Annotated in this window: 17 protein-coding genes; 8 read left to right on the forward strand and 9 right to left on the reverse strand. The window is 45.4% G+C overall.

Translation table 11 applies throughout. The features are described 5' to 3' along the window. Nucleotides 1-134: 134 nt before the first annotated feature. From nadB to JUI58_RS06465, 4 genes are all read right to left on the reverse strand, one after another. A complete protein-coding gene (gene nadB, locus JUI58_RS06455; RefSeq protein ID WP_204102938.1) occupies nt 135-1,826 on the reverse strand; it encodes an L-aspartate oxidase in 1,692 nt (563 codons plus the stop codon). Between the two features lie 12 nt (nt 1,827-1,838). After that, nucleotides 1,839-2,030 carry a hypothetical protein gene (locus JUI58_RS06460; RefSeq protein WP_204102939.1) on the reverse strand — a complete coding sequence of 64 codons (192 nt, stop codon included), beginning with the start codon at nt 2,028-2,030 and terminating at the stop codon, nt 1,839-1,841. A 12-nt stretch (nt 2,031-2,042) separates the two neighbouring features. Then, nucleotides 2,043-2,165 carry a hypothetical protein gene (locus JUI58_RS26935; protein WP_275414318.1) on the reverse strand — a complete coding sequence of 41 codons (123 nt, stop codon included), beginning with the start codon at nt 2,163-2,165 and terminating at the stop codon, nt 2,043-2,045. An 89-nt stretch (nt 2,166-2,254) separates the two neighbouring features. Continuing rightward, nucleotides 2,255-2,656: a hypothetical protein gene (locus tag JUI58_RS06465; protein WP_204102940.1), complete on the reverse strand. Its 402-nt coding sequence runs from the start codon at nt 2,654-2,656 to the stop codon at nt 2,255-2,257. A gap of 101 nt (nt 2,657-2,757) precedes the next feature. Between JUI58_RS06465 and JUI58_RS06470 the strand changes: the two genes are divergently transcribed. The 3 genes from JUI58_RS06470 to ggt all read left to right on the forward strand — a co-directional run bounded on the left by JUI58_RS06470 (nt 2,758) and on the right by ggt (nt 8,541). After that, on the forward strand, nt 2,758-4,650 hold the full coding sequence (locus tag JUI58_RS06470) for a caspase family protein (RefSeq protein ID WP_204102941.1): 1,893 nt from the start codon (nt 2,758-2,760) through the stop codon (nt 4,648-4,650). Between the two features lie 183 nt (nt 4,651-4,833). After that, entirely contained in the window at nt 4,834-6,843 is a 2,010-nt protein-coding gene (locus tag JUI58_RS06475; RefSeq protein ID WP_204102942.1) for a cation:proton antiporter, read from the forward strand. Nucleotides 6,844-6,942: 99 nt separating this feature from the next. Then, complete coding sequence (ggt, locus tag JUI58_RS06480; protein ID WP_239121312.1) at nt 6,943-8,541, forward strand: gamma-glutamyltransferase; 1,599 nt, start codon at nt 6,943-6,945, stop codon at nt 8,539-8,541. Nucleotides 8,542-8,555: 14 nt separating this feature from the next. On the opposite strand, the gene cdaA is transcribed toward ggt, so the two are convergent. After that, nucleotides 8,556-9,440 (reverse strand): diadenylate cyclase CdaA, encoded by an 885-nt coding sequence (cdaA, locus tag JUI58_RS06485; RefSeq protein WP_204102943.1) that lies wholly within the window; start codon nt 9,438-9,440, stop codon nt 8,556-8,558. Nucleotides 9,441-9,538: 98 nt separating this feature from the next. Then, nucleotides 9,539-10,936 (reverse strand): diaminopimelate decarboxylase, encoded by a 1,398-nt coding sequence (gene lysA / locus JUI58_RS06490; protein WP_204102944.1) that lies wholly within the window; start codon nt 10,934-10,936, stop codon nt 9,539-9,541. 2 nt (nt 10,937-10,938) lie between these two features. On the opposite strand from lysA, the gene JUI58_RS26940 reads away from it, so the two are divergent. The 3 genes from JUI58_RS26940 (at nt 10,939) to JUI58_RS06500 (ending at nt 12,393) form a co-directional block, all read left to right on the forward strand. Beyond that, nucleotides 10,939-11,073 carry a hypothetical protein gene (locus JUI58_RS26940; protein WP_275414320.1) on the forward strand — a complete coding sequence of 45 codons (135 nt, stop codon included), beginning with the start codon at nt 10,939-10,941 and terminating at the stop codon, nt 11,071-11,073. Between the two features lie 154 nt (nt 11,074-11,227). Continuing rightward, complete coding sequence (locus tag JUI58_RS06495; protein WP_204102945.1) at nt 11,228-11,557, forward strand: MgPME-cyclase complex family protein; 330 nt, start codon at nt 11,228-11,230, stop codon at nt 11,555-11,557. Between the two features lie 29 nt (nt 11,558-11,586). Next, on the forward strand, nt 11,587-12,393 hold the full coding sequence (locus JUI58_RS06500; protein ID WP_204102946.1) for a hypothetical protein: 807 nt from the start codon (nt 11,587-11,589) through the stop codon (nt 12,391-12,393). A 39-nt stretch (nt 12,394-12,432) separates the two neighbouring features. Here JUI58_RS06500 and JUI58_RS06505 read toward each other — a convergent pair whose 3' ends face one another. Then, nucleotides 12,433-13,284, reverse strand: a complete 852-nt coding sequence (locus JUI58_RS06505) for a hypothetical protein (RefSeq protein ID WP_204102947.1) — start codon at nt 13,282-13,284, stop codon at nt 12,433-12,435. A 66-nt stretch (nt 13,285-13,350) separates the two neighbouring features. Between JUI58_RS06505 and JUI58_RS06510 the strand changes: the two genes are divergently transcribed. Both JUI58_RS06510 and JUI58_RS06515 read left to right on the forward strand, forming a co-directional pair. After that, nucleotides 13,351-14,571: a Caspase domain-containing protein gene (locus tag JUI58_RS06510; RefSeq protein ID WP_204102948.1), complete on the forward strand. Its 1,221-nt coding sequence runs from the start codon at nt 13,351-13,353 to the stop codon at nt 14,569-14,571. A 22-nt stretch (nt 14,572-14,593) separates the two neighbouring features. Beyond that, a complete protein-coding gene (locus JUI58_RS06515) occupies nt 14,594-15,514 on the forward strand; it encodes an AEC family transporter (RefSeq protein ID WP_204102949.1) in 921 nt (306 codons plus the stop codon). A 13-nt stretch (nt 15,515-15,527) separates the two neighbouring features. Here JUI58_RS06515 and hpsE read toward each other — a convergent pair whose 3' ends face one another. Both hpsE and JUI58_RS06525 read right to left on the reverse strand, forming a co-directional pair. Then, on the reverse strand, nt 15,528-16,496 hold the full coding sequence (gene hpsE / locus JUI58_RS06520; RefSeq protein WP_204102950.1) for a hormogonium polysaccharide biosynthesis glycosyltransferase HpsE: 969 nt from the start codon (nt 16,494-16,496) through the stop codon (nt 15,528-15,530). 19 nt (nt 16,497-16,515) lie between these two features. Continuing rightward, nucleotides 16,516-17,124 carry a LysE family translocator gene (locus JUI58_RS06525; protein WP_204102951.1) on the reverse strand — a complete coding sequence of 203 codons (609 nt, stop codon included), beginning with the start codon at nt 17,122-17,124 and terminating at the stop codon, nt 16,516-16,518.

Consider the following 17,124-nt stretch of genomic DNA (forward strand, 5'->3'; position numbering starts at 1 on the left):
ACTACCCCCATTATGGTTTATTGTAGTGGGAGCGTCTCGCTCCCTAGCTCTAATTATTCGGAGCAATGTTGTAAATTTGCAACTTTGAGATGCACCCGATCGGCAATATCACAAACTCCAATACCAAGAAACAATCAAGAATTTTCGATTGTGGACATCTCGATCCCATCCCCCTTAATTAAAGTATGACCTTGCCAAGCATCCGACCTATTGGGATGATCGGTGCGATAATGCCCTCCTCGACTTTCGGATCGAAATGCGGCACTTTTGAGAATTAAAGAGCCAATATCTAATAAATTCATCGTTTCTGCGACAAACTTTAATTGTTTCTCAGCAGCCTCGGATTCAAACTGAATGTTATTTCTAGGAGATAAATTAAAGAGATATTGACCCACCTCTAAATTTACTAACTGAGAGCGCCAAAAATCTACTTGAGCGATCGCTTCTTCTAACACCAATTGCGATCGACAAATCCCCGCACTGTGCCACATCAAAGCAGGCAATAATTTTTCCCGAATCGCTTCGATTTCAGCGATTTCGCCTTGCCAATTTCCCTGAAATACCTTAAAAGACTCCAGTTGGCGATCGCTAACGGGCTTGATTTCTAGCTTTTGCAATTGTGCCGCAAAAACAATACATTCCAACAAAGAATTGCTGGCCAAGCGATTAGCACCATGTACTCCCGTGCTAGCGTTTTCGCCAATGGCATATAAACCCGGTAGAGATGTGGCATTCATTAAATCCACCACAACTCCTCCCATCCAATAGTGAGCCGCAGGAGCAACGGGAATGGGCTGCGCGAAAACATCGACCCCCCATTGCTGGCAGGTTTGAATGATATTGGGGAAACGATAGCGAATTTTTTCCGGAGCGATCGCCCCTAAATCCAAGAAAACGCAGGCGGTTGCCGGATCGGGGGCGGTTTTCTCTAAATGATTAAAAATCGCCCGACTGACCACATCTCGCGGGGCTAACTCTCCTCGGGGATGGTAGTCAAAGGCAAAACGTCTGCCTTCACTATCCACCAAATGCGCCCCTTCTCCTCGAACTGCTTCACTAATGAGAAAATGAGGGGCTCCCGGTTGGCTGAGGGCTGTAGGATGAAACTGTATAAATTCTAAATCCCGCACGATCGCACCAGCACGCCAAGCAAGAGCCACGCCATCCCCGGTACTGACGGTAGGGTTGGTGGTTTTGGCGAAAATTTGACCGCCGCCACCAGTGGCTAAAATAACAGCATTAGCCTTCAACCAAAGAATTTGACTGTTGTGGAGAAGGCTTATTCCTTGACAGCGATCGCCTTGAGAGTCCAGCCACAAATTCAGGACAAAAGCTGGGGATAAAATGTGAATATTGGCACGTTCTAAAACCCTCGCGGTGAGAATATCCACGATCGCCCGTCCGGTGGTATCTTGGGAGTGCAGCACGCGGGAACGAGAATGAGCAGCTTCTAGAGTAGTTGCCAGTTTGTTGTTTTTGCGATCGAAGATGACTCCCAGTTGCAAAAGAGAAGCGATCGCCGAGGGAGCATTTTCCACCAAAAATTCTACAGCCGCGCGATCGCACAGTTCCGCCCCAGCATTTAAAGTATCTTCTAGATGTAGTTGGGGAGAATCATCGGGGGCGATCGCGGCGGCAATGCCCCCTTGCGCCCATTTACTCGAACCCGTTCCTAGTTTACCTTTAGTCACGAGCAAGACACGATAGGATTCTGGTAAACAAAGAGCAGCATAGAGTCCTGCGGCTCCCGAACCCACAATGATAATGTCAAATTGAGAAGATATATTTGAAGAAGTAGACTTAAATATGTTCAATGTTTTCTCCATCCAGAGGACAATTTATGCGATCGTGCCGAAACAAGATTCCTTTTTCTCTTGCGCTTGCTGGATGTTGAGGAACTTGAAATAATTGTATTTTTCTTGGCCGAATGTAGCATCTGCACTCCAAATAATGCCATAGTCGGGGAAAAAAGCGTGAACGAAGGCGATTATCCCAAATTTTGGGGATAATCGCCTTCGTAAATTTTGCAATAACCCGTTGCATTAGCGCGATCGCCGAGTTTTGCGAAGTTCTGGCAACTCATCTACGGGCATTTTGTGGCGATGGGTAGAGGTTGCAGACCGCAGGGCGCGGGAAAATAAGCTAAATAGGGGACTGTGTGCCATAGTGAAAATTATTCTTTCTCAGAGAAATTATACTGGTTCGTCAAAGCGATCGCCCAGAGAATCTATGCTCAAAAATTAGCGATAATTGCTTATTGTTCTATACCCAAAAGAAAAGGAGTATTGGGGAAATAAGTCGCCCAAAGTTGGGGATCTGGTTGGCTCTGCCATGTTTGACGATTAATTTGCAAGCGAAGAAGCGGGGCGATCTCGCCATTATGTTTGCCCACTACATCAATAGCAACAGAAGTAACCAGGATATCGCGATCGAAACTACGTTGAGCCGCAGCCCGAGCCACAATTTCCGCCCGACGCAAGAGGACAGGAAAAGATTCTCCTGCCAGACGATATAATTCAATCGTAGTCATATCGGTATAGGCCAAAGCACTTTGAGGCGCGATCGCGCTACTTCCCAGACCGATACTCCCCCCCAAACTGAAAGAAATGCCGAGAGTTAAAACAATTTTGCCTAGAGAAGGCGATCGCATTTTCATTGTTTTATATGAAGTTAAAGAGCATTAGGGATAGTTCTCAACCTAGAATATAATCTAGCTTCCTCAGAGGTTAAAATCTACAAAACCAGAAAGTAGGGCAAATGGCAGACTATACCTCCATCGCAATCGGGATCGATCGCTACCAATTCATTCAACCCCTGAGTTACGCTCAAGACGACGCTCAGGCTATTCAGCACCTTTTGCTGGAAGAAACAGGGCTTCCCGCCGAACAAGCATTACTCATGACGGATAGTTCGGCTTGGCTGGGGGGTAAGTCCACACAGCCCAGCAAAGAAAATATTTTTTATTGGCTCGATGCCTGGCTAGAGAAACAATCTACTTCTCTATTATGGTTTTTCTTTAGCGGTTATGGCGTAAGTTGGCAAGGGGTAGACTATCTAATGCCCATTGACGGCAACCCCGCCGATATTCCGAATACGGGAATTCCGGCGCGAGAACTCTTTGAACATCTGAAACAAAAAGGGTTTGACCAAATTCTCGCTTTATTAGATATTAACCGTTCTCCTGGGGTGATTGCCGGGGAACCGGTTGGCTCGGAAATTGCTCAATTTGCCCCAGAAATGGGCATTTCCCTCATCCTTTCGAGTCAATTGGAGGAATCCTCCCACGAGGCCGTTGCCTTGGGTCATGGCATCTTCTCGGCGGCTCTTTTAGAAGCCTTGCGTTACTTCGGACAAGATATTGTTCTCCACGATCTCAGTGGCTATCTTTACGATCGCCTCCCAGAATTGAGTGAACACCACTGGCGACCCATTCAACACCCCTTAATTGTCATTCCTTCGATTGAATTGGCAGAGCAGGCTTTGTTACCCACAGGTGGGACGGCACAAGCGGCAACGGCGATCGCTCCCATTATCACGGGTGAGGAAACAGCACGAGAAGAAGCGATCGCCACGGAGGAGAATGCTCTGGCCTCGGAAATGGAGTTAGAAACGGCAAAAGTTCCCAGTTTGCCCGATTTACCGCCGTTGAAAACTGCCTCAGAAGGGAATAATGATAATGGGGAAGTTTTCCAAGATACCCATCCTGAAAATATGCCCCAAATTCCTGCAGCCGAGGCAGCAAAAAAACCGGGAAGACCAAAAAATTTATCAATTTTGATGGGTGCGGGAGCAATTCTTCTCGCTCTGTTGGCGTTATTTTGGTTCGGACGACCTCGGGAGGAAATCGCCGAAACGCCACCACCAGATCCCTCTTCTGCTCCGGCGATCGCCGATCCCGATCCCACTGCGCTACCATCCCCCGTAACAACAGCAGAAAGTCCCGTTTCCACCGCGACTCAAAATGCTGCTACTGCGGAGCCACAAAATTCTACTCCGCCAAATACGCCCGAAACAAATGCAGCAACAGAACCGCCACCTCCTTTAACCACCGAGGGCAGCCGTTCGATTTTAGCGCGGGCGAGAACTTATATTCAAACCAATCAAGCCTCGGGTTTTAGTCGCGGTATTGAGGAAGCGCAAAAAATTCAACCCGGTGCGCCCCTCTATGCAGAGGCTCAAGCGGATATTTCTCGCTGGAGTGAGGTAATTTTGGATATTGCTCGAGGACGTGCGGCGAAGGGGAATTTCTCCACGGCGATCGCGGCGGCGAAGTTAGTCCCCCCCGAACAAGCTCCCACCTATGCTGAGGCTCAAAAAAGCGTTACTCTCTGGACAGAACAAGGAAAACAACAAACCGTTAATAACAGGATCATTCGTTCGGCTCGGCGCATGGTTCGCACCAATCAAGCCTCTTCTTACAATAAAGCCATTAACGAACTGAAAAAAGTTCCGCAGGGTCAACCGGGATATTTACAAGCGAGGAACTTAACTGAGAGTTGGAGTCGGCAGATTTATTTAATTGCTAATTCTCGCGCCGCCCGAGGTAGCTATCAACAGGCGATCGTCTCGGCAAAATTAATCCCCGAAGGAACTTCCAGTTATAACGATGCTCAAAAGGCGATCGCGCGCTGGCAACAAGGAAGAAGATAGTTGATAGTTGATAGTTGATAGGTGAGAGTTGAGAGTTGATAGTTGATAGTTGATAGGTGAGAGTTGAGAGTTGAGAGTTGATAGCGAATAATGCCCGCCGACGGTCTTTAGAGGATACGGTAAGTGGGCGTGTTTCGCTTCGGTTTTGGGTAAATTATTTGTTCTTTTCCTACTCCTAAAAACATGACTCTTGAAGCGATCGCAGAGCATAAATTTATTCTTGACTTAACGGCAGTTTTATGCGCTTCTGCGATCGGCGGCTATCTGGCCAATCGCTTAAGACAACCTGTTTTGTTAGGCTATCTTTTTAGTGGATTTCTGATCGGACCCTTTGGGTTAGGACTGCTGAAAGAACTCAATGAAATCAAATCTTTGGCAGAAATTGGCGTTGCTTTTCTGCTGTTTACATTGGGAGTAGAATTTTCCTTAGCAGAACTCAAACGGGTTAAAGAAATTGCCATTCAAGGCAGTTTATTACAAATCGGTTTTACCATCATTCTTGTCACCCTAACCACAACAATATTGGGTTTCGTGCAAGGAATCCCCCAAGGCATTTTCTTGGGTGCTATTCTTTCTTTATCGTCTACCGCCGTCGTTCTCAAAACCCTAACAGAACGAGGTGAAATTAACACCCAACACGGTCAAGTTATGTTAGCAATTTTAATTGCTCAAGATTTGGCCTTGGGGGTAATGTTAGCAATTTTACCCGCTTTAAATAATCCAGAAAGTTTAGTCCCTTCTCTCTTTTTCTCTCTCCTCAAAGCAGTTCTCTTTTTTACGGCTGCTTTTATTTCGGGCTACTGGATCGTTCCTCCTGTGATCAAAAAAGTAGCGGAAACGGAAAACAGCGAACTTTTTTTACTGTCTGTCATTACCTTATGTTTGGGGGTTGCCCTCATTACTGCTGCATTAGGACTTTCTATTGAAATGGGTGCATTTGTTGCTGGCTTAATGGTGGCAGAAATCGAACATTCTGAGCAAGCCTTAACTCGAATTGTTCCTTTGCGGGATACTTTTGCCAGTTTATTTTTTGCCTCGATTGGGATGTTAATTCAACCCCAAATCCTACTGGATAATGTTGGCGTTATTTTGGGGATGGTGGCCTTTGTTATGATTGGTAAAGCCTTAATTATTTTTCCGATTATTATTGGCTTTAACTATTCATTTAAAACGGCAATTATTGCTAGTTTTGGCTTAAATCAAATTGGCGAATTTTCTTTTGTTTTAGCCTTAACAGGTCTGAAACTGGGCTTTTTAAGTGAAAGACAATATCTGTTACTTTTGGGAACAACTGCGATTACTTTAGTCTTAACACCTATCGGCATGAAATTCGCACCTCGTTTAGCGGATAAACTCTTAACAATTCCTTTAATTAAATATTATTTACGGAAATTGAAAGGACGGAAAGCCTTTGCAAAACCGAAGAGAATTTCCGGTCATGTTGTCGTCGCGGGATATGGTCGGGTTGGACGAGTGATTGTCAAGATTTTGCGCGATCGCGGCTATCCGGTACTGGCGATCGAAAATAGCGAAGCCGCCATTCAACGCTTAAAACAAGAAGATATTCCCTATATTTTTGGGGATGGGGATTCTAAATGGATATTAGAGGGAGCCTGTTTAGAAGATGCTGTAGCTTTGGCGATCGCCCTTCCCGATCCCGCCAGTACCCGCCTATTGGTCAAACACGCCCTAGAAATTGCCCCACATTTGGACATCGTAGCGCGATCGCATCGAGACGGAGAAATTGATATGCTCACTCAAATGGGCGCACAAGAAGTCGTTCAACCGGAATTTGAAGCAGGTTTAGAAATTGGTTCTCACATCCTCGCCGCCCTCGGCCAAGGAGATATCGAAATTCAGTCCGCGATCCAAGATATCCGCAGCGATCGCTACAACAGCATTCGACCCCAACGAAGTGCCACGGCATTGCGTCAGGATGTGAATAAAGTTGCCAGCAGCCTGCATAATGAATGGTTAAGCATTCCCGAGGCTTCCCCCCTCCACGATTTGACCCTCGCAGATGTTAACGTAAAGAAATTAACCGGAGTTACGATTTTGGTTCTACAAAAAGCCAGTGAGACGGTATATTATCCCAGCGAGGAAACAATTCTCGAAAGCCGCGATCGCCTTTTGGTCATGGGAAAGCGATCGGAGGTTGCCGCCTTCCGCAAATTACTTGAAGGAAGGAAATAATGGGAGATAATAAAAGAGAATTTTAAAGTTATCTATTTCCCATTGATAATTGCTAATTGATAATTGATAATTGACCATAGCCCTCCTTCCAGAAACATTATGCAAGATGCCAACTTGACCTCCTATCCCTATCCTTCCTCTAGAACGGTCATGATGGGTAAACGAGGGGCTGTCGCCACCAGTCAACCCCTTGCTAGTTTGGCCGGGGTAGAAATGTTACTGGCCGGAGGAAATGCCGTAGATGCTGCCGTAGCAATGGCGATCGCCTTAACGGTGGTGGAACCCACATCCAATGGCATTGGCGGCGATCTATTTGCTTTGGTTTGGGATGGAAAACTCCACGGCCTCAACGCCTCGGGTAAAAGCCCCCTGCGACTGACCCCCGATCGCTTTGGGGAGATGACGGAGGTACCAAATCTAGGCTGGTTAACCGTGACAATTCCAGGTGCCGTGTCGGGATGGCAAAAACTCTGGCAGCGCTGGGGAAGACTCTCTTTTGAGCATTTATTTGAACCCGCCGTGCGCTATGCTGAGGAAGGATACCCCGTCTCTCCTCGAACGGCTTTGGCTTGGCAGCAAGCAGAACGCAAATATCTGCCCTTAACTGCCCCAGAATACCGCGCTTTTAAAAATGTTTTCTTTCGCAACAACCGCGCCCCAAAAGCAGGAGAAACATGGCAAAGTGATTCCCACGGCTATACCTTGAGAAGTATTGCCAAACACGGGGATGAAAAATTTTACCGGGGGGAAATGGCCGAACAAATCGCCCATTTTGCGGCGGATACGGGAGGATTGATTAATTTAGGGGACTTAATCGCTCACGAAGCAGAGTGGGTCGATCCCATTCAAACCGATTATCGCGATGTTACGGTGTGGGAAATGCCCCCCAATACCCAAGGTTTGGGGGCGTTAATGGCTTTAAATATTTTAGAGGGGTTTGAGTTGGGGCGCTTCCCTCGAGATTCCGCCGAAAGCTATCATTTGCAAATTGAAGCGATGAAATTGGCTTTTGCAGATATCCATCGCCATGTTGCCGATCGCCATTTTATGGAAATGCCCATCGAAGCCTTACTATCGAAGGAGTATGCTGCCCAAAGGAGAGCGGAAATCGGCGATCGCGCTTCAATTTGTGCCAAACCAGGATTTCCTCAAGGAGGTACCGTTTACCTTTGTGCGGCGGATGGGGATTTAATGGTATCTTTAATTCAATCCAATTATGATGGGTTTGGTAGCGGGTTGCTGGTACCGGATACAGGAATTGCCTTACATAACCGAGCCAGTGGCTTTACTCTACAGGAAGATCATCCCAACCGAGTCGGACCTCGCAAGCGTCCGTTTCATACGATTATTCCCGGTTTTTTGACCCAAGAGGGCAAACCCTTGGGGGCTTTTGGGGTCATGGGGGCGCAAATGCAGCCTCAAGGTCACGTGCAAATGGTGACGAATCTGGTGGACTATGGTATGAATCCTCAAACCGCTTTAGATGCACCGAGATGGCGCTTTTTGCGGGACAATCACGTGATGTTAGAGTCGGGGGTGCCGTCGGAAGTTGCGGAAGAATTGGAGCGCAAAGGACATCAAATTGCGGTGACTAACAATAGAACTAATTTTGGTCAGGGTCAGGGAATATTGCGGCAAGAAGATGTATTTGTGGCTGCATCAGATCCTCGGGGAGATGGTTGCGCGATCGCCTATTAAGGGAGACGCTATATTTATTCCCAACTCCCAAACAAGCGTTGAAAAAATTCCCGTCCTTGAGAACTTAACTTGCGGCTCAAGCGCCTAATATTAGGTGTTGCATCCCGTTCTACAGAAGTTGAGAACTTCTGCTCTAATAACTCTTTTAATTTAGTGCTTGTTAAAGGACGATTTAAACTTCTTCCTTCAGCCAAAGAAATCGATCCCGTTTCCTCTGAAACAACAAGACATAAACAATTATCGACTCGTTCTGTAATGCCCATTGCTGCTCGATGGCGGGTCCCTAACTGGCGCGATGCGACCCGTTCTGAGAGGGGTAAAATAATCGAGGCCGCAACGATACGAGAACCGCGAATTTGTACCGCCCCATCATGCAAAAGTGTAGTGGTTTGAAAAATCGTTTGCAGAATTTCCTTGGATACTTCCGCATCTAAAGGGACTCCTAAAACTGAAAAAAAGCGCTCGTCAATAGGCTCTCCTGTTTCCATAATAATCAGCGCTCCCGTGCGATTCTGAGAGAGTTCTTTAATAGCATCAACAATTCTATCAATTGTGCTTTCCTGATCGGGAATAAAACGGCGAGATGTTTTAAAAACCCGCAAAATATCGCCGCGCCCTAGTCGTTCGAGAAATTGGCGAAATTCTGATTGAAAAACGACGGCCATTGCCACCGCCGATCCTAGAACTAATCGCTCCAAAACAAAACTTAAATGGTGTAGTTTTAATTTTTCACTCACAACGGCTGCTAACATGAGTACGATCAACCCTCTGACCATCCAGAGGGTTCGCCGTTCTCCGATCGCCAAGAGAACCAAATAGGTCAGCAGGAGGACAAGACCAATATCAATACTTTCGAGCAACCAAGGCGGGATCGCGTTCGGGTCAATAAAAAAACCCATTGATAATTAATATGTAATAAGAGTTGAGTGATTTGGAAACAGAAGTTTTTGATTTGGGATTTATAAGAGAGTATCGCGATACTCTCTTATAAATATATCTAACGATCGCGCAGGCGATCGGGCAATCGGTCTTGACGGATTAAATCCGCATAAGTTTCCCGTTCCAAAATGAGGTTGGCTTCTCCCTCGTTAACGATCGCGGCGGCGGGACGAGGAATGCGATTATAGTTGGAGGCCATGCTATAATTGTACGCTCCGGTTCCCAAAACCACTAACACATCTCCGGTTTGAGTTTTCGGGAGTTGCGTGTCTTTAATCAGCACATCTCCAGACTCGCAATGTTTCCCCGCTACTGTAACGGTTTCGCTTAAAGGAGCAGACATTCGATTGGCTAAAATGGGTTGATAGAGAGATTGATAAGTGATGGGGCGAGGATTGTCGGACATTCCTCCATCCACAGCAACATAAGTTCGCAATCCGGGAATCTCTTTGCGACTGCCCACAGTATAAGCCGTTACACAAGCAGAACCAATGAGCGATCGCCCCGGTTCGCTCATTAATTTAGGTAAGGGTAAATTGTGAGTTTCGCAGGCTTTAACGACGGCGCGACAGGCTGCACCCACCCATTCATCGATACTGGGGGGATCATCGGCTTCAGTGTAGCAAATCCCCAAACCGCCGCCAATATTTAAGGATTCCACTTGTAAACCCGAGGCGATCGCGCTTTGCAGCCATTCTACCATGACTCCCCCTAAATCTTGGTGGGGCTGACGTTCAAAGATTTGCGAGCCGATATGGGCGTGCAACCCGATAAACTTTAATTGGGGGCGATCGCGAATCCAAGCAAACACCTGGGCTAATTGATGGGGATCGAAGCCGAATTTACTATCGAGATGTCCTGTGCGGATGTATTCATGGGTGTGGCATTCAATACCAGGGGTCAGTCGTACCATGATAGGAATGGGGGCTTGGGGAGTGGCGATCGCAGACAGCATCTCCAACTCTAACCAATTATCCACCATAACCGTACAGCCCGTATCATAGGCAAATTGTAACTCGGCTTGGGATTTATTATTACCGTGGAAATAGATGCGATCGGCGCTAACTCCTGCCTGTAGAGTTGTCTGTAATTCGCCCCCGGAAACCACGTCAAACCCGATACCTTCGCTGGCAATGACGGCACAAACCGCCAAGCAACTCCAGGCTTTAGAAGCGTAAATAACTTGAGATTCTCCTGGATAATGACGGAGAAATGAGTCACGATATTGACGGCAGGAGGTTCTTAGGGTTTGTTCGTCTAGGATATAAAGGGGGGAACCAAATTGCGCGAGTAATTCTGTCACATCGCAACCCCCGACCTCTAAATGGTCGCGATGGTTGACACGAGCAGTTAGGGGCGCGAGAATCTGATTGGGGGAAGTTTCCCCTGCGACTTCTGAGAGGGGCTGCAAATATTGCGAACCTGTATTTTCAATTTTAGGCTGGGTTAAGAGCATCTGTGGATTTTGACTGTTTTGTTATGGTGTGGCGATCGCCTTCTCGATCTGGCGATCGCTGCTTGTTGATTATTTTGCCTCATGCGATCGCTTGCTATTTCCTTCCGATAGGGACTTTATCTTTTGTTATCCAATGAGGCACTCTTCTACTTTAATAATTTTTGCGGCTTTTAGACCGCGTTACCACTATATCTAAATTTCTTCCCTTGTAAATTTGCCCCCCTCAATTGTTGATAATTGTTCGTTGATAATCGATAATTGTCCAACAGCGATCGCCCATTACAAACAATCATGCAAACCTACTCCTACATTTTAGCCAGTCAGCGTTTTTTACTCGAGGAAGAACCTTTTGCGGAAGTTCTCAAAGAACGAACCCGGTACTATAAAGAGCATGAAAAAGAGATTGATTTTTGGCTGGTTAAACAGCCTGCTTTTTTGGAGACTCCAGAAATGGCTGCTGTTAAAGCCAAGTGTCCTCCATCTTGTGTTGCGGTGATTTCTACCGACCCCAAATTTACGACTTGGCTCAAATTGCGTTTAGAATATGTTTTGAAGGGCGAATTTCAAGCTCCTTCGGCAACCATTCCCGATCCTCTTGCTTCTCTAGAAACGGCAGTGTGAAAAGGGCTGACCGATAATCGACTAAATTCATGGTCAAACATAATTCTCTCGCGATCGCCTCTTTTCTCTTACTAACCCTAGGTTGGTGGGGGAAGGGCGATCGTGGTATTGCACAAATATCCCTTCCTTCCTGCAAGCCTCCCGAAGCTGGGGAATTACTTGTACTGGTGTCAACACCCACTCCAGATGCACGAGAATTACTCCGTCGAGGCTTACCTGTTAACACAAAAATTGATATTTGTCAATACCGAGGTAATGTAGCCAGTCGAGTCGGTGGTTTTGAGGATGTGAGTGTTGCAAATAAATGGGGACGCTACATTAACGAAATTTTAGGGCTTCAAATCTCAATTGCTCGTCTTCCTAACGATACTTCTGCTATTCCCCAACCCCCCAACCCCAGACTCCCCGCACCCCCCCCATCCCTCACACCCCTCACACTCCCCACACCCCTCACACTCCCCACATCCCTTCCACCCCTCACACCCCTTCCACCCCCCACATCCCTTCCACCCCCCACATCCCTCACACTCCCCACACCTTCCACACAATATAACCCTCGTCCTTTAGGAGAAGGATATGCGGTAATTGTCGATTATTTTAGTAATCCAGAAATTGCTGTTCAATTACAACAATTTATCGGGGGAGATATTGGGTTAGTGTCTTATTTTTCTCGTCCTTATCTTCTGATCGGACAGACTCAGGATCGAGAAGAAGCAACTTTATTATTGCAGGAATTGAGCGATCGCAATTATTCTGTTCTGATGATTAACAGCCGTCAAGCTATTCTTCTCACCCCTAAAGTCGTAAACCCTGAGAATGGCGATCGCGATCGCTAGTGGTCTGTCATACTCAAAATGACGAGTATAACCCGATCCTTACAACAGGAATTCTAAACTAATTCCCACGCGACTATCTTTTTCTGCTCGAGAATTTTGCTTTTGTAGGTCAGTAGAAAGACGCAATTGAGGTGTTAGTGCATAGCCAATTGAGAAGGTTGTAATTCCCACTTCTTCACTGCTACCGGGAGAAACAAAAGTTTGCGATAAAGAAATATCTCCCGCACCTCGACTTGATGCTAGAATTGCTTTAATGCCGATATTAAGGCCATCGGTCTGAAAATTATCGGTAGTAATGTTGCGATAACCAAAAATGGGAGCAATATTAAAAGCAGTGCCTAAAGGTAGAATATAATAACGAAAATCTCCTCCCCATGTTTCGCGATCGCCTTCAAAAGTCCCCTGATATTCTCCACTGACGGTTAAATTTGTTTCCCCTAAAAACACATCTTCTATGCCAATATTCCAGCCTCCTTGATGATTTGTAGAAGGAAAGTGAGAATACCCCAAGCGAATTCGAGAACGAAAAACGGGATCGTTACGAATCTCTTCTAAAACGTCGGGAATTTCTTCTAACCAACGCTGTAAAACGGGACTTTCTTCGATAATTTGTGGGTCTAAATCTAAATTTTCTGCGGTGGGAATTGTGGTCTGATTCTGCTGTGAAATTAACTCGCGATCGCCTCTCTCTTCTAATCCTGTAATGGTCACTTCGGTTTCGGGAAAACTCATATTTGTTACCGTTGGCGCGATCGCGGTAATATCTATTGTGGTACTTGTTGATAAATTTGCGACGGAAGTGGTTACAATGGGAGGAAGTTCGCCTCTCGCTGACTCGCTAACCAGTGCATGACCGCTCAAAAGTCCTATACTGAGGGAAGTTGCTTTCAAGAGATGGGAGGGGTTTATAGTTGGCATGAAGGAACAAATAAGCGATAGAAACTCTTAGTATAGCGCATGAAAAAATCCTCTCTTCTCATTCGATTTTTGGCTTTAACCGTTGTGGCGATCGCGGGGGGATGTAGTTGTGCGAGTATTGCCTCAGATGATTCTCTCATTTCGATGTTTGATTCGTCTACAACTGAGTGTAATCTTCCCACTAATTTTTTGACATTTGCGGGGGGTGGATCGCCGCGCAATAATGAAATTGCCCTCGAGAAAAATGCCCTCTATTTTCAACGTACTTTGCAAGAATTAGGACAGAATGTATCTGAAGCAAATATCTTTTTTGCGAATGGGAATAGTGGTGAAGCAACAGTACGTTATATTGATGAACAAGGACAACAACAGTTTAAAGTTCCTCAGATTCCTCATTTACGCGGGGCTTCAACATTAGGTAATTTTCAATACTGGATGCAGCAAGAAGGCGATCGCGCTAATAAACAGCCACTTTTCTTTTATTTTACAGGTCACGGTCTTCCCGATGAAATTCTCCTTTGGGGAGGATATAATCTCACCTTAAAAAACTTTTCTCAGCAACTCGATCGCCTCCCAGTTAATACTCCGGTAACGACGGTTATGGCACAATGTTTTGCAGGGTCTTTTGCTGATTTTATCTATCAAGACGGCGATCGCACTAAACCCCTTTCTCCTCAAACCCGATGCGGTTTTTTTGCCACTATTCGGACTCGTCCATCTGTGGGTTGTACTCCAGAGGTAGATGAGTCGGATTATAAAGATTATAGTTCTAGTTTCTTTGCCGGTTTAAGCGGGCGATCGCGCACAGGAGAACCGGTTCCTTCTGCGGATTATAATCAAGATGGGATCGTTTCTTATAATGAAGCCCACGCCTTTTCTAAGGTGGATATGCAAACAATGGATATGCCTATTTCTACCCTAGAAACATGGCTACAGGAACAGATGACAACGAAGGAACAATCGCAAGTTTTAAGCCAAACTATTGAAAATACTCTCATAACAGCACGTCCAGAACAAGCCTATGTAATTCAGACAATTTCCCAACGTTTTAATTTTAATCTCCAACAATCTTATCGTAAAAATATCCGCCGCGTTCCTCAATCTTTACGCGACAATGACAAAATAACTATAGCATATTTAATGCGCTTACGCATGGAATTACTCAATATTGCTCAAGAAAAAAAAGTGCGAGAAAGTGATAATGAAACGGCGATCGCAATTCTCGATCGCCTACTTCATTGCGAACAAAGTTCCTGGTAAATAGTCTTGAGTAATTGATAATATGTCTTTATTGTTGGGTCTTTACCTGAAACTGGTTAGTGGTGTATTAGTGGGTTGGATTTTAGGGAAAATATTACCGCCAAAAGTGCCAAAAGCGATCGGTGTTTTCTTGTTTTGGATTGGTGTTCCTTTGAGTATGATAATCTTCTTACGTGGTGCAGATTTATCGGGAGGAATTTGGCTTTCTCCCTTGTTAGCTTGGCTGGCAATTATATCTGGTGCAATTTTAGCACGAGGCTGGATTTACTTGAAAACTCCTGACTGGAATCTAGGAACCCAAGGAAGTTTTATTTTTGCTTCTATGTTTGGTAATACAGGTTATCTCGGTTATCCAATTATACTCGCATTAACCGGGGAAAAATATTTTGCTTGGGCGATATTTTACGACCTTTTTGGGACAACATTAGGTGCCTATGGTTTGGGGGGAATCTTTGCTGGTTTTTTTAGCGAACATCGCGTTAAAACAACCTTTAAAGACTTGCTTTTGTCTGCGATCGCGAAACCGATTTGGTGGGCATTTGCTTTTAGTTTATGGTTTCGTCAAATTGCACTTTCTCCACCTGTAGAAATGACTTTAGTGCGAGTAGGTTGGTGTATTATTGGCCTCTCTTTAATCTTAATTGGAATGCGTTTAAGCCAACTCAAAGCATGGCAAAAATGGCGATCGGTTTCGGCAGGTTTAATTGTAAAAATGCTCTGTGTTCCCCTTCTTTTTGGCTTTATATTAGGACTAGGAGGTGTTTCCGACAGTTTACAACTCGTTCTGGTTTTACAAGTTGCTATGCCTCCAGCTTTTGCAACGCTAGTGGTTGCGGAAACCTACGATTTAGATCGGGAAATTGCCGTCAGTTCGATCGCGATCGGTTCTCTCTCTTTACTGGTAACATTACCGCTTTGGATGCTTTTATTTGGTAATGGGTAATTAACGATCGATATTAAGTTTTCTTCTGGAGAGATTGTCGCCAAAGATAAAAAGGACTAATAATACTACTGCGAAGAAATTCCATTTCACAAGCAGCAACAATATCTTTATCTAAAACCTGACGATTTGTGATAAAATAAGTTAAGGCTTTGCGAATATCATTGCCCCATCCTAACGGAAAAAAGACGAGTTTTTGCCAAGGTTTATAACGTAACATCCGAATATGATGTCTGGCTAATCCGGTACTTTTCATTAAGAAAATTAAATAGTCTTTGGTTAGGCGATCGCGGGGAATTTGATGTTCGATTTCCATGTCAGGATTATACCAAATTTCCCAGTTTGCATTTTGAATATAGAGAATTGCTTCGAGGTCTTCACTATTGAGAATAGATTGACCAGAACGACCGCTTAAAAAAGGGCGATCGGGGACATTTTCTAGCCATGCTTTGCGTCGAACTACTAAACCCGCAGAAGGAGGTAACATTTTCATTTGTGGGTGATAAATATGCGCTTGATTTCCGCGTTCGGTAATGGCAAAAAAGCTGGCAATACGATGAAAATTTTCTGGGGGTTCAACCTCATAATTACCGTGAATTTGACTGCCATAAGCCCCCGCTTGGGGATGTTCGCAGCCAAAAAGATAGGCAGATTTGAGCCAATTTAAAGCAGGAAGGGTATCATCATCGAGAAAACCCACTAATCTTCCTCGAGCTTCTTTAATGGCTTTAATTCGCGCAAAAGCGGCTCCTTGTTGTGTTTCTAAACAGTAGCGAATGGGTAGATTATTAAACCCTATATTTTCATAGCTTTGTACGACTTCTTTCAGGTTATCTGTACTGTTATTGTCAACAACTAAAACTTCCCAAGCAATATTTTCCACCTCGATCTGTTTTTTGAGGCGATCGAGAACTGCGGGTAAGCGCGTTGCACCGTTATAGGTGGGAATCGCAACGGTTATATCTAATTCATCAGTATTACTCATGGTTTGAGAAGAATTCAATTTAGCGGGCTTCTGGTATAGCGAGACGGGCACCCAAACCGATGAAAATGGAGCCGGTTAACCAGCGTTGAAACTGCGATCGCCTTTGTAGCCAAGTGCTGGCTGTGCTGGCGATCAGGGCAGTGAGAATGAGCCAAAGGGTGGACATGAGGATGAAAATTGCCCCAAGGGTGACGATCTGGAGGCTGATATTGCCGCGATCGCTGTTGATGAATTGGGGGAGAAAAGCGAGAAAAAAGAGGGCAACTTTGGGGTTGAGGACGTTGGAGAGAAAGCCTTGAAAAAAGGTGGTTTTAAGGTTGGCTTTGAGGGTATTTTTAAGAGTGCTTTTTCTGCTTTTTTCAGTGAGAGTGAGAATACCTAGATAGATAAGATAGGCTGCTCCCACATATTTGACAGCGTTGTAGGCGATCGCGGAGGTCATAAGGAGACTGGAGAGGCCGATCGCGGCAGTAAAGATATGAATGAGAATGCCAGCAGAGACACCAAAAGCTGAGACAATACCGCTTTTTTGCCCTTGTCCGGTACTGCGGGCGATAACATAGAGCATATCGGGTCCAGGGGTGACAACGAGGGCGGCGGCGGCAACTAAAAAGAGAGGTAAGTTCAT

Origin of the sequence: Spirulina sp. CCY15215 (assembly GCF_016888125.1) — a bacterium.
In the GTDB taxonomy this organism is placed as follows: domain Bacteria; phylum Cyanobacteriota; class Cyanobacteriia; order Cyanobacteriales; family Spirulinaceae; genus CCY15215.